The following is a 17,929-nucleotide window of genomic DNA, read 5'->3' as shown; positions in this document are numbered from 1 at the left end:
GGGAGTGGTTCGTAAAGACGTTAGCGGCGCAACCATACACGTCAATTCAGGAGTTTTGCGACGCCAGTTCAGCAAAATTGATGTGTCGGGAAAAAGGTTTCTTTTCAATACGTGAACTGGGCGGTATGGCTCAAGACATGACGGATTTAACTTCGCTCTACGAAGATCGCATCGCCGATGGTTCTCTGACACGGGATGACGCCCAGGAAGCGGTGCTACCCCGGTTTGATCGCATTCGGGCGGCACTAGCTGAACCGGTTAAGCGTAGTTTTTTTCGCAAGGCCACTCCACCGCCCAAAGGCTTGTATCTTTGGGGTGGCGTCGGGCGCGGCAAGTCAATGCTGATGGACATGTTTGTCGAGACACTGGGCGATATCCCGGTTCGTAGGGTCCATTTCCACGCATTCATGCAGGAAATTCACGCAGGCTTGCACAAGGCACGTGAAGACGGTGTCGAAGATGCGCTGGCGCCGGTCGCCGATGCCGTGGTCAAGTCTGTGCGTGTTCTGGCTTTTGATGAGATGCAGATCACCGATATCACAGATGCAATGATCGTCGGACGGCTATTTGATATGCTTCATAGTGGTGGGGTTGTTGTTGTCACGACCTCAAACCGCCATCCGGATGATCTGTACAAGGATGGGCTGAACCGGCAACTGTTCCTACCCTTCATCCAGCACATCAAAGAACAACTGGAAGTATGGGAGCTGGTTTCACCCACCGACTACAGGCAGAACCGGCTTGAAGGTTCTCCGGTCTATTTCACACCTATCGGACCCGAGGCGCGAGAGAAGATTCGTGCTGTGTGGAATGATTTGTCAGGTGGGCCGGCGGAGCCTTTGGCTTTGCAGGTCAAGGGACGCGAAGTTGTTCTGCCCGCGTTCCGAAACGGAGTGGCGCGAGCATCGTTTTATGATCTTTGCGGACGGATGCTGGGCCCCGGTGACTATTTGGCAATAGCGGAAGCGCTGAAGGTGCTGGTGTTGGAAGACATCCCGCGATTGTCACGCAACAATTTTAACGAGGCCAAGCGCTTCGTGACCCTGATTGACGCTCTGTATGAGGGGAAGGTCCGGCTAATCAGTTCTGCCGCTGCCGAGCCCGAGATGCTGTACGTCGAAGGGGAAGGTACGTTCGAGTTCGAACGTACAGCGTCACGGCTGCGTGAGATGCAGGATAAGGATTGGGGGAAATAGGGTACCTCGCCCCCGCCCAAGCTAAATGGGCGGGTTCCCCGGAGTATTTTTGACCGAGTACCGGATCAGGCGTTTTCTCGGAGAATGTTCCCTGCGAGATAAAGGGACCCGCAAATCAAAACCCGCGCGTGAGGGGTTTGGGCAGTGATTGCCGCGAGCGCCTCGGCAACGCTGTCAGCGGTTGTTGCGGTCAGATTCACTTTGGCGGCTGCAGCGGCTGTGTCTTCAGCGCTAAGCGTATTCTGTTCGCCGGGAATGGACACAGCGGTCAACCCGGCAGCTTTTGTGGCCAAAGGTGCGAGATAGCCAGTGACATCCTTGGTGTTTAACATACCGCAAATCATATGCGTCGGTCGTCCTGGCAAAGACGATAAAACATCAGCCAACGCCGCCCCTGCAGCTGCATTGTGACCGCCATCAAGCCACAGCTCGGCTTGAGGGGCTTGCTCGACCAGAGGGCCGGTTTTCAACCGCTGCATTCGGGCAGGCCATTCGGCTTTGGTGACCGCAGCCTCGTAGGCATCATCACCCATTTGTAGGTGGCGCAATGCAGCCAAAGCGGCACCTGCGTTATGAATTTGATGGCCTCCCAACAGGTTGGGCATGGGCAGATCGCGCAACCCGGTTTCATCCTGATAGATCAGGCGGCCATTTTCCGTGTGCACATGCCAGTGCTGGCCGTATATGAACAGCGGAGCGCCAAGACGAGCTGCGGTGTATTCGATGACTTCCAGCGCCTCATCCTGTTGCGGGCCGACAATACAGGGAACCCCTGGCTTGATGATCCCCGCCTTTTCAGCGGCGATCTTGCCAAGTGTATCGCCAAGAAACTGCTCATGGTCGATTGAGACGGGTGTGATTACCATCAACGCAGGTTGATCAATCACATTCGTGGCGTCCAGTCGCCCGCCCAATCCAACCTCAAGCAATGTATAATCGGCTTTCGAACGAGAAAACGCGAGCAGTGCAGCGCTGGTTGTGATTTCAAAATAGGTGATGTTTTCACCACCATTGGCGGCATAACACTCGTCCAGAACGGCGGTGAGGTCGGCTTCGGAAATCAACTCACCACCCAACCGGATTCGTTCGTGAAACCGGGCCAGATGTGGAGACGTATAGGCATGGACCGCGCGCCCTGCCCCCTCAAGACCTGCCCGGATCATGGCTTGGGTCGAGCCTTTGCCGTTGGTTCCAGCGATATGGATGACAGGCGGCAGTTTTGTTTGCGGATTGTCGAGCGCAGCCAGTAAACGCCAAACCCGGTCCAAGGTCAGATCAATGATCTTGGGGTGCAGCGCCATCATCCGGTCAAGGATGACATCCGAGGATTGGGCGGTCATTTTTTGACCACTTCCTCAGCAGGCGCCTCTGAAGTGGCCTCTTCGGATTCAGGCGCGGGTAAGTCGCCTTTGATCGCCGGGGGCTGATTCATAAGCATGCGGGTGATCGTGATCAATTCTTCCCGCATCTCGGTACGTTTCGTCACGCGATCAAGCATGCCGTGATCCAACAGATATTCGGCGCGCTGGAAACCTTCAGGCAGTTTTTCGCGGATCGTCTGTTCGATAACGCGTGGTCCGGCGAAACAGATCAATGCATTGGGCTCCGAAATGTGAACGTCACCCAGCATGGCATAAGATGCGGTGACGCCGCCTGTGGTTGGGTGGGTCAGGACAACGATATAGGGCAGGTTTGCCTCTTTGAGCATTTCGACTGCCACCGTTGTGCGGGGCATTTGCATAAGGCTCAGAATACCTTCCTGCATCCGCGCACCGCCCGCAGCCGAGAACAGGATCAGCGGGCGTTTCAGTTTAACCGCCTCTTGAGCGGCGGCGATGATGGCGTTGCCGACATACATGCCCATCGATCCGCCCATGAACGAGAAATCCTGCGCGGCAGCTACAATCGGCGTGCGACCTATCTCGCCAAGGGCAACCAACATCGCCTCTTTCTCGCCGGTCTTTTTCTGAGCAGCCTTCATCCGGTCGGGATATTTTTTCTGATCGCGGAACTGCAGCGGATCATCTTTTGGGGCCGGAACCTCAACTTCCGAGAAAATACCGCCGTCAAACAGATGCGTGAATCGGTCCCGTGGTGTGATCGCCATATGATGGCCGCACTGGGTGCAGACATTCTGGTTCTCCGCCAGTTCGCGATGAAACAGCATGGTTCCACATTCGCCGCACTTGTGCCAAAGGTTTTCAGGCACTTCGCGGCGCGAAAAGATCGAGTTGATCCGGGGGCGTACGTAGTTTGTGATCCAGTTCATGTGGGAACCTTGATATTGCGGCGTTGACGTCAAATAAGACGCAATGCCCGGAAATGCAATCAGCGCCTGAGGACCAATCTCGCAGTGAGCCACCCAACGACCATCAGCGCGAAGTCTACAAACAACCAGGGTCTGAGCGCATCCGCATCGGATGCCTCGTAAGGCAGGTGAAACAAGGCCAAGCCCCCAAGGTTGTCGGGCAGAGAAATGACCAGAAGTGCGGCAAAGTTGTTAAAAAAATGCAGCGCAATGGCAGGTCCAAGTGTCCCTGCCCGCGCAGTCAGATCAGCGGTCAGGAATCCGAAGGTAAGGGCCCAGATGGAAATCAGGATCGCATTATCACCAACGGTGGCAGGACTATAATGACCTGCAGCGAACAAGATCGACGGCAGCCCCATCCAGATAACTGGAGACCGGAACCGCGCAGCGAGACTTTGTTGAAGGTAGCCGCGAAACAGAATTTCTTCGGCGCTCGTCTGAATGAAAACCGCACCCAAGGACAAAGGTAACAGTAGAAGCCATTTGGACCAGCCAAGGTTGACTAACAATGGTTCACCCAGATCGTAGGGCGGTAACGCCAATATTACGAAACTAAGTATGAGCAGCGCGCGTAGGACGCGCCAGAACTGCCGCAGGGCGATCGACTGATTTCCGACGATGGAAGACAGCGAACGGTGCTGAAACAATCTTGCACCCAGCGCGACCCCCAGCGTGGCGAAAATAAAACTGGCTAGCACGATAAGCAGTGCAAATGGGGAAGACCCCGTGAGAAAGGCAGCCGCTGATCCAGGCGGGCCCAGGCTGACGACAGTAGCAAATAAAATTGCGTTGAGCGTCACCACAACCACTGCTACCAGCGTTAACCCTGCCAAAAGACGCCAGATCTCTGGATGCCTGCTGGCGTCCTCAATCAGGTGTTGATGGCATTTATAAGCGCCGGGCTGTTCTCTAGTGTTCATCGTTTCGCTCAACATCTGTCACAGGCGGTTCTTCACCAATCAGCGTGCTACCGTCACGCAGCCGTTCTGAAACGGTGGTCAGATAGCCGGCCACCGTTTCAAGGAGCCTCACCGCCACACCTGCATCACTTTCGATTACTGCCCGTAATTCTTCGGCACCAATTCGTAGGAAGGAACAATCCGTGAGAGCCACCAGATCCAATTGGCGAGGCTCATTGGTAATGATCGCCAAATCACCGATCAGGCGCCCTGGCTCTACCGTCGAGATCGAGCGGTTTTCACCGTGCTCATTGATCCAGTTCACGCTGGCCTTACCAGAGATACACAAATAGGCTGCATCCGGCGCCTGACCACGCGCAAATATGGTTTGACCAGCCGCCGCCTCGTACCATTGGGCCGAAAAGGCAAGAAGCCGTTGGTTGCGCCCGTCCAAGCGTGCAAACAACTCGGTAGAAGAAATGATCTTTAGCTTTCGGCTCAGATCATCCGACGTGTCATCCTCACCAGTTGTGGCAACACGCGACACACCGTCAATTCGACCATCTTTGATTTCCACAAACAAATCATAGGCTTCAGGATGGGCGAAGTGATCCTCCATGAAAATCATAACTGAATCGGGCAACAATTCGCGTAATTTCAGGCGGGTTCTCAAGCGGCTCTCTGAATCATGGCTGGCCAGCGCTTTGTCTAGGATCAATATATCCGGTCGCTTTATTCCCGCTCGTGAAAACGCAGCGCGTTCCTGAAAAACAGTTGGCAGGTTGTTCCCGCCCAGTCCGGACGGCAGGTCATATATGATTGCGGCAGCCCTGCGACGTAGCCCAGCCTCGTTCAGTACTTCGGCCACAAGATCTTCGATCTCTTCGGCCTGAGCCCCGGCCATGATCGAGACGCGACCATACAGAGCATTCTCCATGGCTGTCAGGCGTGGAACATAGGTGTCCGGCGACACCGGGATAAACATTGACCCCATGGCTGCCCGCAACCGTTCAGCCTGAGTGCGACGGATGGAAAGGATCTTTTCCTTGTATTCCTCAGGGAAGCTGGGGCCAATTTGCTCGGCTGTCAGCATGAACGGTACGGTCAGCAGAAGTGCGCGTTCCTGATCACCGATAGAGTCATCTCCTTTGGTCTTGCGGCGCTCTTCGATATCCAGCAGACGGTGATACATGTCCTTCGTCATGCCGAGCCTTAGAAACAGCGGGTGATCAGCGCCGTCACGCCCGAAAGTCTGGTTCAAGGTTTCCAGTACAGCCTCGGCAATCCCGAGCGCATCACCATCAAGATCATTGGCCCTGAGCAGCGATAGGAACCGGTCATCACCTGCAAGGATGTCAGGCGCTATGTCCTGCGTTGGCGAGGCAAAAAGCAGGTTACCACCCAAAGGAACCGCTGGATTGAACTGGTCCGGATCGAACCGGTAAACATATTTGTCCAACCCTCGCTCCTGCAGTCGGGTCGCAACAGTACCACGCAGATTGACGATTTCCTCTGCCAGCGCCGGGTGCACTTTCGGATCGAATTGAGAACGCAACGTTCGGCGAAACATAAATTCATCGATGCCCATAGCTTCGACAAGCTGGAACCACCAGTCGCGAATGTCTTCGATGTCGTCGAGACCCGCTAGACCTGGGTCGATCCATTCATCAGACAAGGAATCCGGAGGGTTCCCTGCCCGAACCGCCTCGATTTGACGGCGCGAGGGCACTCTGAGCGCATCTTGTTCGTGCTGAGGATGCGTGCGCAATGGCATCAAGAGGTTGTCCCCCAGCGTTCCGTCAAACAAATACGGTCGTGAGTAAGCATAGCCGATCCTTGCGGCAATCACCGCTTGATGAAGGTCGCTCAGGTTATGACCGGCCATCAAGACCTCTCCCTGAACCGGAAGCAGCTCGCGCGTCAGTAGCTGCGCAAGCGCACTACGCTCAGAGGCGTGTTTGGACTGAATGGCGATCCGGGCCCCTTTCGGAATTGTCAGATCGATATCTTCGAGGATCGTTTTGCCGTCATCGTCACGAACCGTCACGTTTCGCAACTCGATATCCCCGGTGAGATGCGGGATGGTATCTGGAACGCCATCAAACAACCGCTCAGGTATCATGTTTGAAGGCGCAAAACGCTCGATCACGATCTCCCAGCGCAGCGACATATCCTGCACCTGATTGTAGTAGGTCAACAGGTCTTTCCACGGGCCGCTGAGGTCCTTGTAGGCACCAAGCGCGGCCACCAGCGCGCCCACTGTCACCTCACCGGTGATCGCCAGATACCCGCCCACCGAGTAAAATAAAAAGGGCGTAATCTGAGTGATCAGATTATTGAGGAATTTCATAAAGAACTTTTTGTTGTAGATCTTGAAACGGATCTCGAACAAGGTTCCCAGACGATGGCTGAACTGCGCCAGTCTATAGCGCCAGCCACCGTTGGTGCGCAGGTCGCTTATCCCGGCAGCGCTTTCCCCGATTTCAGAGCTCAGCCGCCTGACCTCCTGAATGCGGTCTTTGTTCAGCAGGTTGATCTGGCGTTGCAGCTTGGGGATCAGCCAGGCCTGCAGTGGGATCAGTGCTATACTGGCAAGCCCGAACCAGACGCTTTGCATGAACAAAAAGGTGACGATGGTCATCATTTGACCAAACTGAAACACCGGCTGCGCTATTGCATCGCCCATCAGCCCGCCCATTGGCTCGGCCTCGGAAGTAATCATCGACACCAGCTCACCCTGACTGGTTGTCGCAAAATAGGATTTGGGAAAACGCATAGAGCGACTGATCAGAGTAAAGCGAAGACGCCGCAACATCCGTTCGGCCAAAATGCCTTTCATAGTGTTGATGCGCATTTTCATGACACCGCTGGCGATCACCGTCGCCAGGAAGGCAAAACACAGAATCATCAGGTACTGCACCTGGCTCACAGTGATTCCAAGCACAGTCACAGTGTCCGTTGGTGCACCAATAGCATCGTTGATAATCTGCTTTGGAAGCTCCAAAGAGGCATAGAGAAACGGAAATGATAAAATCGTCAAACACAGCAGTACCAGTTGCTGTTTCTTCGAATACTTCCAGATGAATGAAAATAGGGTGGGTTCCATGCCCCTGCCTCGTCGTGACTTTAATTGATCTGGGGCCATTTCGCCAGAACGCCGACGGTAAGCTGCAGCCCAGTCCATTGCAAGAATTGTGAAGTACCGCCGCCGTAAATTCCAGCTGATCTGCGTGTCTTGTTCAGATCTCAGAAAATATCACTCGTTATTAATCAGGACAGGTTTGTCCATTGCACGGCTTTTGACTAAAGAGAGACAGGTTTGGAAGAGAGGATGATGAGGGAATTTCTGGATCGCTATATTCTGCGCAAGACAATCCGGCGGTTTCAGCGGACAGAGCAGTTGGCCGACCAGTTGGCTTTGCCCAAGCTTAGGCGTCAACGCGATGAGGCGCGGCAATTGCGGGGGCAGCTGGAACGGGTCATCCAAATTGCTGATAATCGATTGATCCAGCCGCGGCTTGGCTCTGATCAATTTCCGAAACCACTGGGAACCGACTGGTCATGGCGCCCAGATTTTTGGCGTTTACCTGCATCGCGCAAGGGACTGGCATCCGCACCGCGTAAGGCGAAGATAGATGGGCAAGTAACCTTGTTTCACGACTGCTCTTTGAGCGAGATTGGATTGCAGCAAACCCGCAATCGGCGGGAAAAGGACTTAGCACCATTTAGCCTGGCGATAGAGATCTTTGAATTTCAAGGGTCATTTCTGTCGTTGTCCATCGAGCTTCCACCAGATGCCGCCGTTGGATTGACTCGTCAGCACATGATGCGGGTGGACACTGTGATTGAATCCGAACGCCCGACAACCGTCTTTTCCCGACTCAACATCCAACATGGCCCCAACTCCGAGCAGGTTCTGCGCGAGCTCGATCTTTCGACGCCAGAATGCTCGGTCGATTTCGATCTGGCACATCTAGAATTGCACGAACGTCGGATTGAAAAACTCTGGCTGGACCTGATTATTGATCAACCTGCAATGAATCGTGTGGTTTTACGCGATTTGACATTTTGCCGCCATCACAGGGCAGATCTTTAGAGGCACATGATGACGCAAACAAGCTTAACCCCAATTAGTTTTGAGAACGCTGTATGGGAAGGTCACCTGAGCAGTGAAAGTACTCCTCAGGTTGAAGTGCAGTATCTGGGTGAGCAATTGCCAGATGTCGAACTGATACCCGATGATGAGGGGTGGATATTGCGCATTCCAGTACCGTCTTCCGCCGTTTCCGAAGGTGTGCAGTGTTTCTTAATCCGTGACACGATAACAGGTGAGAAGTTGGGTGAATTTACCGTCATTGCCGGATCTCCCGCTGCTGATGATCTGCGGGCCGAGGTTGCGTTACTTCGCGCTGAACTTGACATGTTAAAGAGCGCGTTTCGCAGATCTCAGGCATCTTAGACCCGGCTTTGACGCGATCACTAACAGCCATGCGTGATAAAATTCTTTCATTTCAGCGTTGTCCGTGCATCATTGAGGCTTACCGTCATCAAGTGATGAGGGCATGGATCGCAAGAGCATCATAAAAATCATCGCCCTGATGGTGACGGCATTCGGTATCGGGATCGATTTCACCGGGGCCTTGATGCTGGTGCCCGCAATTGAAAGCAGTTTTGACGCAGACATAACCAGTACCCAATGGGTTCTGAATATCTACGCCCTGTTTTTTGCCATGACGATGGTGGCCGGTGGTCGCTTGGGTGACATGTATGGCCATCGCAGGATGATGATCATTGGCCTTTCGATTTTCTTGTTTGCGTCGATTTTGTGCTTTGTCTCGCCCGGATTGGACTATTTGATCGGAGCGCGCGCGTTGCAGGGGATAGGGGCAGGTTGCGTCTGGCCATGCACTCTAGCATTTGGTGCGACCAAAGTTGCGAAAGAGGAACACCGCGCGCTTGTTATGGGATTAATTCTAGCCGGTGTTACCACAGGCAACGTCTTCGGCCCAATGATCAGCGGCGCAGTGGTCAACCTGGGTGACTGGCGGCTATTTTTCCTGGCAAACGTAGTGTTCTCCTGCGTTTCAATGGCCACAGCCATCCTACTGATGGAGCGTGAAACCGAGCATAAGAAAGGGGAGCATATCGATTTTGCAGGTATGGGCATCCTGTCATTGGCGGTATTGTTACTGCTTTACGGCTTAGACGTAGGGGCCGACTGGGGCTGGACGTCGCTACCTCTCATACTGCTGTTTTTTGTCAGCGCTGTATTGTTTTTCTTGTTTCCGAGGGTCGAAAAGAGGGTCAAGGAACCATTGCTGCTGCCTCAGTTAATGCAGAATCGAGAGTTTCTGATCACCCTGGGTTTGAACATGTTCAACGTCTCCGCCGCTTTCGTGGGGTTGTTATATTTTCCACAGTATATGCAGAAAGTTCTTGGGTGGTCTGTCTTTCAATCCGCGTTGGGTCTGGCCCCGCTGACGGTCCTGTTGGCCGTTGGCTCGATTGTCTCGGGCACGCTTTACAATGACTTCGGACCCAAACGATTGCTCTTTTGGGGATATGTCTGTTCGACACTCGGCGCAGCAAGCGTGGTCGTAATGCCTGCCAGCGCCGGATATCTTCAGATATTACCGGGAATGGCCCTGATTGGATTGGGTGCAACGCTGACAGTTGGTCCGTCAGGCACAGCAGCTGTATGCGCAGTCAAGCCCGAACGCGCCGGTCTGGTCGGCGGGCTGAGTTTCATGACCCATCTTGTCTACGGCGCAATATCTGTCGCCTGCGCGACTGCGGTCATGTATGTATCCAGTCTGCAAAGCCTGAAAACTGGGCTTGCGGCTGCAGACATTGATATGTCTGACACCGATCAAAAGGCAATTAATGGTGGGACGCTGACCACAGAATCTGCAAAAGCGGTAATGCAGAAATTAAGTTCGGATGAAATCGAAAAAGTTAAGTCTGCAATTACCGCAGCCTTTGACACCGGAATGAACATGGCCTTTGTCTTCGCCACTTTCTCAGTCGCGGTAGGAATTATCCTTGCCCTGATGCTGGACGAGAAAAAACTGCACAAGATCGAAGAATAAAGCTGAATAATTTGGAGGTGGGGCCGCCTATTGCGGCCCCACGACTATTATTGCGAAGGTCCGGTTGGGTTGAATGCCGAAAGACCTTTGAGGATGTCGATTGCATAGGCCAACTGGTAGTCTTCTTCCCGAAGTTCTGCTGTCGCTTCAGCTTTGGCCCGGTCCTCTTCAATCTGGCGAATCTCGTCTTCGCTCAGGCTGTCATTGTTCAGGCTACCACGAAGATCGGCCTCAGACCGGGTGCGGGCGTTTGCATCGTCCTCATCTTCTTCATCGGGTCGGTTACGGGGTTGCTCGACGATGATGTCCGGGCTGACGCCAAGCGCTTGAATCGAACGACCCGAGGGCGTGTAGTAGCGAGACGTAGTTAGACGCATCGCGCCATCGCCGCGAATTGGCATTACCGTTTGGACTGATCCTTTGCCAAAGCTCTTAGTGCCAACCACAATCGCACGATGGTGATCCTGCAGTGCGCCAGCCACGATTTCCGAAGCCGACGCTGAGCCGCCGTTTATCAGCACAACAATAGGCTTACCACCGGTCAGGTCACCGGGTGTGGCGTTAAACCGTTCACCGTCTTCCGGATTGCGACCACGGGTCGAAACGATCTCACCTTCATTCAAAAACGCATCTGAAACCTTGATAGCCTGCGTCAGCAAACCACCCGGATTATTCCTCAGATCCAAAACGACACCGTTTACATTTTCGATACCACCCGCCTCTTCAATTTGTTCTTCCAACCCTTCCTTGAGGTTTGGGAAGGTCTGATCATTAAAGGTTGTGACACGCAGCACCACACTGGTGCCTTCAGTGCGCGCGCGGACGGCTGTCAGTTTGATTGTGTCGCGCACGATCGTAACATCAAAGGGTTCCTGCTCACCTTCGCGCACGACTGTGATAACGATCTCCGACCCTACCGGGCCACGCATCAAATCAACCGCTTTATCCAGAGTCAGGCCAAGAATACTTTCGCCATCGACATGGGTAATGAAATCACCTGCTTCGATCCCGGCCGCGTCTGCCGGGGTATCATCCATGGGCGAGACAACTTTGACAAAGCCTTCTTCCTGCGTGACTTCGATCCCAAGACCGCCGAATTCGCCTCGCGTTTGCACTCGCATTTGTTCGGCGTCATCAGGCGACAGATAGCTGGAATGCGGATCAAGCGAGGTTAGCATCCCGTCAATCGCCGCTTCGATCAATTCATCGGATTCGACTTCTTCGACATATTGGGCGCGGATACGTTCGAAAATATCGCCAAACAGATCAAGCTGCTCATATACTCCAGCCTTGTTTTCGGCCTCTTGCGCCAACAAGGGCCCCGCAATCTGTGTGGTTGCGATTAACCCCGCCACGGTGCCGGCCAGACCGGCGATCACAAATTTCTTCATACTCGTTTATCCATCCTTGTCCGTCCGGAACCATAATTCCGGGTCCACTGGGCTGTTATCTTCTCTTACCTCTATATAGAGCGTTTCTGACCGATCAGTTCCAGTGCCATCACCGCTTGTTGACATAATAGCGCCGATTCCCGGGGTTTCACCCGGCATTAAACCCACTGGAGTGCCTTCCGGGATCACCTCTCCCGTATTGCCATACACCTCTTGTAAACCCGAGAACACAAAGAGCAGCCCAGATTGAGGCTCAAGGATCACTAGGTTCCCCAGATCCAGCAATGGTCCTCGGTAGCGGATCGTTGCGGCTGTGGGTGACGTTACCAATGCGCGAGGCCGCGTTCCCAACACAAGACCGGCGCGCGTAACGCCAGCCGCATCTGTTTCCCCCGATCGGTGAAGAATGACCCCTTTGGTGGGTAGGGCGATATGGCCTTTCTGATCCGCGATATCGGCGTTTGTATCTGCGATTTCGCCATCGGAAATCTCAGACAATCCACTGGCAAACCCGTCCAGCGTTTCGGTCGAAGATATCAAAATAGCGGTGCGCACGGGATCTTCGACAAAGCGGCGCGGTAGGTCAGTACGGTCCGCAATAGCCTCGCTCAGTTTCGTACGAGCATCTTGCACCCCCGTCAGACCTTTTGTCAGGGTATTGGCGGCATTCTGCTGGAGCTGGCGCAGCGTTTGGACTTCTTGCAAATCGGCTGCAAGATCCTGGGCTTGAGTGTTCAGGCCAGGCGTAACCTCTGACAGCATCATACCCGTTCTAGCCGCTCCCAATGGGCCGGAGGGGTGCAGCATCAGTACCGGTGGCGCGGTGGTCTCGATAGTCTGCAGAACACCAAGCAGCTGCGCCACCTCCTGTTCCCTCACCTGAAGTTCCGCCGTCAATTGCGCTTCTCGTAGGGCCGCACGACGCAGGCCGTCACGCATCGCGGTCAGACCAGCCTCGTACGCCTGAAGCGTTTCGGTCAGCGCTTTGACCCGATCACGTGCACTGTCAGCCTCGGTCAGAGCTATCGAGGCTTGCTCAAGCATCTCCGCCGCCTCTAGCGCCGCCATAGACGGGTTAGTTTGCGCATTGACAGGCGTCGACCAAATCAACACTGATATGAGGACCGGTCGAATCCTCATGTCAGCAGACTTTCTCCAGTCATTTCTGTAGGTTTTGGTAGTTCCATAAGTTCCAGCAGCGTTGGAGCCAGATCGGCCAGACGCCCATCGCGCAGGGTTGCATTTTCGGGGCCGCCAACCAATACAACTGGAACAGGGTTCAAAGTATGTGCGGTGTGCGGACCGCCGGTTTCCGGATCAACCATCATTTCACAATTGCCATGATCAGCGGTCACGATCATCGCGCCACCCACCTGCTTTAAGGCAGCTACGACTTGGGCCAATCCCTGGTCGACCGCCTCGCAAGCATCAATCGCAGCCTGCAGATCACCGGTATGACCGACCATGTCGGGGTTGGCATAATTTGTGACTATCAGATCATATCCGTCATGTATTGCCTCGACGAATTTACTGGTCACCTCGGCCGAGGACATTTCGGGTTGCAGGTCATATGTCGCCACTTTGGGCGATTTGGGCATGAAACGATCTTCGCCCTCTTCGGGTTGTTCTATGCCACCGTTTAGAAAAAAGGTCACATGGGGGTATTTTTCAGTTTCGGCCAGCCGAAACTGGCGCAAACCCTGTTTCGCAACCCATTCGCCCAGAGTATTCACGATGTCCCGCTTAGGAAATACGGTCGTCATATAGGCATTGTGGCCGTCGGAGTATTCGACCATGCCAAGCAAAGCCGATAACTGCGGGCGCGGGCCAGTGTCAAAATCTGCAAAACCTGGTTCGCCAATTGCGCGCAGTATCTCGCGGGCGCGGTCGGCACGGAAGTTCAGACAGAAAAATCCGTCACCGTCCTGGATGTCCGAGTACCCGTTGACCACCGTGGGCGCGATGAACTCGTCTGTCTCGGATTGGTTATAGGCGTGATCAACAGCCTCATGTGCCGAGACCACGGTACGCCCCTGCCCTTTGACAATCGCGTCATAAGCCTCAGAAACGCGTTCCCAGCGATTATCACGGTCCATGGCATAGTATCGCCCGCAGACCGTGACGATCTTTGCCCTTTCGGGCAAACGATCTTCGAGCTCCGCAATGTAGATAAAGGCTGATTTCGGCGCCACATCGCGCCCGTCTGTGATGGCATGCAACGCAACTGGAACGCCGGCATCGGTAATGGCTTTCGCAGCGGCTACGATGTGATCAAGGTGTCCATGTACACCACCATCCGAGACCAATCCCATCAGATGGGCTGTACCACCTGTTGCTTTCACCTTGGCGATAAAATCTTGCAGTGCTTCATTGTTGGAAAAAGAACCGTCTTCGATCGCCAGATCGATCTGGCCCAGATCCATCGCAACCACGCGCCCTGCCCCAATATTGGTGTGACCGACTTCGGAGTTTCCCATCTGGCCGCTTGGCAGGCCCACATCCGGCCCGTGCGTAATCAGTTGCGCATGTGGCCCTTCCGCCACGAGGGCATCAAAGGTTGGCGTGTTTGCCAGATATGGCGCATTGGCTTTGGTGTCATCGGACAGCCCCCAACCATCAAGGATACACAGAACAACGGGTTTGGGGGCGGTCATGAGTGCTCTCCGATTTCGGCGTCGCCATCTTCTACCCCCTGCCCGTGCAAGGTTGAACCGTCTTTTGAAGCTACAAGAGCAGAATTAATCTGATGTGTAGTCCCCAAAGGGCCGTGCCTTACGGTTGCGATACTTCACAGTCAGCTCGAGCGGCATATCATTTTCGTCATAAATGCCGATCACGATGCCAGTCCCGCCGCTCGATCCGCGCATGTTTAGCAGTTGCTCTTCGGACCGGGTGGTACGCTGCGACGGACGGCGGGTCCAAGCAAACAAGTGGTCATACAATTCTGCAATGATGTCTGCGTGCTCTGCACTATTACCCAGATCGGTCAGCTCATTTGGATCATTCTCAAGGTCGAACAAGAGCGGGCGATAACCACCCTCGCAATGGATCAACTTCCACTTCTCGTTCGCGACCATAAACATGACCGCATCCCGAACCGAGACATTCAGCTTCTGAGCTATTGGTGATGCAGAGTAGTCATATTCGCAGATTGCCACATCGCGTGGCGTGCTATCGGCCTGACCGTGCAAAATAGGCAGCAGCGAATGCCCTTCGAGGATGTGGCCTGCGGGCTCCCCGCCAGCAATCTCAAGAAATGTAGGGGCCAGATCGATGGACTCGACCAGTGCGTCACAAGTGGTGCCGCGCGTGGAATCAGCCTCGAACGATGGATCGTAAATGATCAGGGGCATTTTGGTTGAAGCGTCGTGGAAAAATGTCTTCTCGCCCATCCAGTGATCGCCCAGAAAATCCCCGTGGTCCGAGGTTAGCACGATCATGGTATCCTGCATCCGCCCGGTTTTCTCCATCCAGTCGAACAGCCGCCCCATCTGGTCATCGGCTTGCTTGATTAGGCCCATGTAAGCAGGGATAACGGCCTCGCGTACGTCCTGACGCGAGAAAGTTTGGCCAATTTTCGTGTCCATGAATGCCTTCAGCACCGGATGCGCATTCTGGCGTTCTGACTCAGACCGAACCACCGGCAGAACGTGCTCGGGACCATACATCGATGCATAGGGTTCCGGCACAATATAAGGCCAATGAGGCTTGATATAGCTGAGATGACAACACCAAGGGCCGTCATGAGAACCCATGAACTCCATCCCACGGGTGGTCAGATATGGGGTTTCACTGTCTTCCTCGGCAATATTGGCCGCCTCGGAGGAGTTTTTCAGAAACCACCCGGACAGTACATTACCATCCGCATCCAATCCCGAATTGGCAAAGTCGTGCCAGGGGTTGTCGCTCTCATACCCTTTGTCCTTCAGGTATTCGTTATACTTCTTGGCCCCATCCGGATCGTAAAAACCATCTGGTCCCTCGGCCCGCAATCCATCGTCACGCTCGAACACGTCAAACCCGCATTCAGCCACGCGCGCACCAATCACACTGTCGGGCTCCAATCCCAGCCGGGCCATGCCTTCGGCATCCGCGGCCATATGGGTCTTGCCGACCAGCCAGCAATCCATCCCCGCCTTTCGCAAGTGATCACCCAAGGTGATCTCTCCGACTTTCAGCGGGATATTATTCCAGGACGCGCCGTGCGAATGCACATAGCGACCGGTATAGGTCGACATGCGCGAACTGCCACAAATGGGGGACTGAATGTAAGCGCGGGTAAACCGCACGCCCCTCGAAGCGAGCCTATCAATGTTTGGCGTATGGAGATGTGGGTGTCCGTAGCAGCTGAGGTAATCCCAGCGCAATTGGTCGAACATGATGAAGAGGACGTTCTTGGCTTTGCTCATGCCAAGAGGACTATCCTAGCCTTCCATCTGTTGCAGCATCTTTTTTGCACGCTTGCACTGCAACTGATCACGCAGGGGGCTATCGGGGTCGATATCCTTTTGACAAACCACACATTTGTCAGCACCGGAAATTGCATTCAAGCCACCGCAGCTGCCTTTGATGGTCTTACCCATTAGCATCACGCCCAACGACATCCCGACCATGATGATCAGTAACAATACGAATGCCAGAATAAAGGTGCTCATAGCGGTGCCTACCGATCAGTTGGTTCCCAGCGCATCCTTGAAAGCGCTGCTTTGTACGGTGATATAGGCTTCTTCCCCGCTTGTCACATCGCGCGAGATAAAAAACACGGCAAGTTTATTCTTTTCCGCGATTTCCATTCCTTTTTCCTGACCAAGTGCCAGCATCGCTGTCGCCCAGGCATCTGCCATCATCGCATCATCCGCCAGAACCGTGACGGAAGTGGTGCGATGAGTGATCGGCCGTCCCGTGACCGGGTCGATAATGTGCGAGTAACGCACACCGTCTTGTTCAAAGAAGTTCTTATAATCACCCGAAGTTGCCATCCCCAGATTATCCAGCGGAACGATTAGCTGGATGGCTTGTGTGCCAGCTTCGGGCTTTTCGATACCAATCCGCCAGCTTTCGCCCTTGTCGTTCTCACCCATGGCCACTAGATCACCACCAATCTCGACCATATAGTTCTCGATACCAGCGTCGCGCAGCTGTGCAGCAACCGCATCGATACCATAGCCTTTGGCAATCGCAGACAAATTGATCCCCACTCCTGCGTCTGATTTCGCAAGTGTGCGGGCCGCACTATCCAATATCAGTAGGCGGGCCTGACCCACCTGAGCCAACGCTGTTGCAATTTCAGCATCGGCAGGAACCGGGTCTTCGGGTTTGCGCGGGCCGAATCCCCACAACTCGATCAGCGGACCAAGGGTGACATCGAACGTACCACCAGACTTCTCATGCACCTCGTTTGCGGCTTCGATCACGAACGCAAACTCATCTGAAACCGGCATTGGTTCTGTGCTGTCTGAGGCCGAGAAGGTCGAAACCTCGGAATTCGGGTCCCAGTTTGACATCTTTGCGTTAACTTGTGCCAGTGTCTCCTGAACCGCCTGACCCAGTGCAGCTTCGTCCAGATCATCGCCGATAGCGGTAATGTTGAACGTGGTACCCATAGTCTCGCCAGACAGGCGCACCACATCAGGTTCCTTGTCAAACAGGCAAGCCGAAACGAACAACAACGAAGCCAAGGCAATCAACGGGCGCATGGGGCGATCTCCTGCGAGTAGTCTTGCCCGGCATATGCCAGCGGCCCTGTTCAGAGTCAAACCGGCGTCAGATCTTGAGCGGCAAAAACGCAAGGGCAAGAAGCCCAATCGTGGCTGGCACACCAAAGATCCATGCGCGTTTTTGCCAGCCTGAGGGTTGTTGTTTCCACACCATGCGGAAATTGTGACCACAGACAACGACAACAAACAAGATCAACGCAGCAACCGGCGGGGTCAGGTAAAGCTCGCTCAAGAACTTGGAACTCCTTGTAAAGTAGTCCGGTACTTCGGTTTTCGAATTTGCACCTATACAGCGCCTATCCCTGCGGTAAGGTAGAGAATAAGGACAC

15 protein-coding genes are annotated in these 17,929 nt (G+C 54.2%); 4 read left to right on the top strand and 11 right to left on the bottom strand.

Going from position 1 to position 17,929, the window contains the following annotated elements; translation table 11 throughout:
- Nucleotides 1-137: 137 nt before the first annotated feature.
- On the top strand, nt 138-1,196 hold the full coding sequence (zapE, locus tag AC2FI7_RS10505; protein ID WP_029621927.1) for a cell division protein ZapE: 1,059 nt from the start codon (nt 138-140) through the stop codon (nt 1,194-1,196).
- Between the two features lie 65 nt (nt 1,197-1,261).
- On the opposite strand, the gene AC2FI7_RS10500 is transcribed toward zapE, so the two are convergent.
- Genes AC2FI7_RS10500 through AC2FI7_RS10485 form a run of 4 tightly spaced genes read right to left on the bottom strand, consistent with a single transcriptional unit; the run spans nt 1,262 to nt 7,509 of the window.
- Nucleotides 1,262-2,536, bottom strand: coding sequence for a bifunctional folylpolyglutamate synthase/dihydrofolate synthase (locus AC2FI7_RS10500; protein WP_496833372.1), 1,275 nt, complete (start codon nt 2,534-2,536; stop codon nt 1,262-1,264).
- Nucleotides 2,533-3,465, bottom strand: coding sequence for an acetyl-CoA carboxylase, carboxyltransferase subunit beta (gene accD / locus AC2FI7_RS10495; RefSeq protein WP_029621926.1), 933 nt, complete (start codon nt 3,463-3,465; stop codon nt 2,533-2,535). The genes AC2FI7_RS10500 and accD overlap by 4 nt, the downstream gene beginning before the upstream one ends.
- 59 nt (nt 3,466-3,524) lie before the next feature.
- Nucleotides 3,525-4,424 carry a CPBP family intramembrane glutamic endopeptidase gene (locus AC2FI7_RS10490; RefSeq protein WP_010441368.1) on the bottom strand — a complete coding sequence of 300 codons (900 nt, stop codon included), beginning with the start codon at nt 4,422-4,424 and terminating at the stop codon, nt 3,525-3,527.
- A complete protein-coding gene (locus AC2FI7_RS10485) occupies nt 4,414-7,509 on the bottom strand; it encodes an ABC transporter transmembrane domain-containing protein (protein ID WP_010441366.1) in 3,096 nt (1,031 codons plus the stop codon). Before AC2FI7_RS10485 ends, AC2FI7_RS10490 begins: the two co-directional genes overlap by 11 nt.
- Nucleotides 7,510-7,737: 228 nt before the next feature.
- Here AC2FI7_RS10485 and AC2FI7_RS10480 point away from each other — a divergent pair, with 228 nt between their 5' ends.
- The 3 genes from AC2FI7_RS10480 to AC2FI7_RS10470 all read left to right on the top strand — a co-directional run bounded on the left by AC2FI7_RS10480 (nt 7,738) and on the right by AC2FI7_RS10470 (nt 10,492).
- Nucleotides 7,738-8,499 (top strand): DUF6478 family protein, encoded by a 762-nt coding sequence (locus AC2FI7_RS10480; protein WP_496816127.1) that lies wholly within the window; start codon nt 7,738-7,740, stop codon nt 8,497-8,499.
- Between the two features lie 6 nt (nt 8,500-8,505).
- Nucleotides 8,506-8,862, top strand: coding sequence for a hypothetical protein (locus AC2FI7_RS10475; RefSeq protein ID WP_375154072.1), 357 nt, complete (start codon nt 8,506-8,508; stop codon nt 8,860-8,862).
- Nucleotides 8,863-8,965: 103 nt separating this feature from the next.
- The gene (locus tag AC2FI7_RS10470; protein WP_010441361.1) at nt 8,966-10,492 is read left to right on the top strand and encodes an MFS transporter; all 1,527 of its coding nucleotides are present in this window, start codon (nt 8,966-8,968) and stop codon (nt 10,490-10,492) included.
- Between the two features lie 47 nt (nt 10,493-10,539).
- Here the strand turns inward: AC2FI7_RS10470 and AC2FI7_RS10465 are convergent, their stop codons facing one another.
- The 7 genes from AC2FI7_RS10465 to AC2FI7_RS10435 form a co-directional block, all read right to left on the bottom strand.
- Complete coding sequence (locus AC2FI7_RS10465; RefSeq protein WP_010441359.1) at nt 10,540-11,883, bottom strand: S41 family peptidase; 1,344 nt, start codon at nt 11,881-11,883, stop codon at nt 10,540-10,542.
- Between the two features lie 6 nt (nt 11,884-11,889).
- Complete coding sequence (locus AC2FI7_RS10460) at nt 11,890-13,023, bottom strand: murein hydrolase activator EnvC family protein (RefSeq protein ID WP_010441357.1); 1,134 nt, start codon at nt 13,021-13,023, stop codon at nt 11,890-11,892.
- Nucleotides 13,020-14,537: a 2,3-bisphosphoglycerate-independent phosphoglycerate mutase gene (gene gpmI, locus AC2FI7_RS10455; protein ID WP_010441356.1), complete on the bottom strand. Its 1,518-nt coding sequence runs from the start codon at nt 14,535-14,537 to the stop codon at nt 13,020-13,022. The genes AC2FI7_RS10460 and gpmI overlap by 4 nt, the downstream gene beginning before the upstream one ends.
- An 84-nt stretch (nt 14,538-14,621) precedes the next feature.
- A complete protein-coding gene (locus AC2FI7_RS10450) occupies nt 14,622-16,292 on the bottom strand; it encodes a sulfatase-like hydrolase/transferase (protein ID WP_029621924.1) in 1,671 nt (556 codons plus the stop codon).
- Between the two features lie 15 nt (nt 16,293-16,307).
- Nucleotides 16,308-16,538: a (Na+)-NQR maturation NqrM gene (nqrM, locus tag AC2FI7_RS10445; RefSeq protein WP_010441352.1), complete on the bottom strand. Its 231-nt coding sequence runs from the start codon at nt 16,536-16,538 to the stop codon at nt 16,308-16,310.
- A gap of 15 nt (nt 16,539-16,553) precedes the next feature.
- Nucleotides 16,554-17,579 carry an FAD:protein FMN transferase gene (locus AC2FI7_RS10440; protein WP_010441350.1) on the bottom strand — a complete coding sequence of 342 codons (1,026 nt, stop codon included), beginning with the start codon at nt 17,577-17,579 and terminating at the stop codon, nt 16,554-16,556.
- Between the two features lie 67 nt (nt 17,580-17,646).
- A complete protein-coding gene (locus tag AC2FI7_RS10435; protein WP_010441349.1) occupies nt 17,647-17,832 on the bottom strand; it encodes a hypothetical protein in 186 nt (61 codons plus the stop codon).
- Nucleotides 17,833-17,929 lie beyond the last annotated feature (97 nt).

It is taken from the genome of Ruegeria sp. YTSA064, assembly GCF_059610325.1.
This window is presented reverse-complemented; position numbering and strand designations above follow the sequence as displayed.

Excerpts from the sequence above, each read along its gene's own strand:
- zapE (WP_029621927.1), top strand. The coding sequence starts at position 138 with ATGACGGATTTAACTTCGCTCTACGAAGATCGCATCGCCGATGGTTCT.
- AC2FI7_RS10500 (WP_496833372.1), bottom strand. The coding sequence starts at position 2,536 with ATGACCGCCCAATCCTCGGATGTCATCCTTGACCGGATGATGGCGCTG.
- accD (WP_029621926.1), bottom strand. The coding sequence starts at position 3,465 with ATGAACTGGATCACAAACTACGTACGCCCCCGGATCAACTCGATCTTT.
- AC2FI7_RS10490 (WP_010441368.1), bottom strand. The coding sequence starts at position 4,424 with ATGAACACTAGAGAACAGCCCGGCGCTTATAAATGCCATCAACACCTG.
- AC2FI7_RS10485 (WP_010441366.1), bottom strand. The coding sequence starts at position 7,509 with ATGGAACCCACCCTATTTTCATTCATCTGGAAGTATTCGAAGAAACAG.
- AC2FI7_RS10480 (WP_496816127.1), top strand. The coding sequence starts at position 7,738 with ATGAGGGAATTTCTGGATCGCTATATTCTGCGCAAGACAATCCGGCGG.
- AC2FI7_RS10475 (WP_375154072.1), top strand. The coding sequence starts at position 8,506 with ATGATGACGCAAACAAGCTTAACCCCAATTAGTTTTGAGAACGCTGTA.
- AC2FI7_RS10470 (WP_010441361.1), top strand. The coding sequence starts at position 8,966 with ATGGATCGCAAGAGCATCATAAAAATCATCGCCCTGATGGTGACGGCA.
- AC2FI7_RS10465 (WP_010441359.1), bottom strand. The coding sequence starts at position 11,883 with ATGAAGAAATTTGTGATCGCCGGTCTGGCCGGCACCGTGGCGGGGTTA.
- AC2FI7_RS10460 (WP_010441357.1), bottom strand. The coding sequence starts at position 13,023 with ATGAGGATTCGACCGGTCCTCATATCAGTGTTGATTTGGTCGACGCCT.
- gpmI (WP_010441356.1), bottom strand. The coding sequence starts at position 14,537 with ATGACCGCCCCCAAACCCGTTGTTCTGTGTATCCTTGATGGTTGGGGG.
- AC2FI7_RS10450 (WP_029621924.1), bottom strand. The coding sequence starts at position 16,292 with ATGAGCAAAGCCAAGAACGTCCTCTTCATCATGTTCGACCAATTGCGC.
- nqrM (WP_010441352.1), bottom strand. The coding sequence starts at position 16,538 with ATGAGCACCTTTATTCTGGCATTCGTATTGTTACTGATCATCATGGTC.
- AC2FI7_RS10440 (WP_010441350.1), bottom strand. The coding sequence starts at position 17,579 with ATGCGCCCGTTGATTGCCTTGGCTTCGTTGTTGTTCGTTTCGGCTTGC.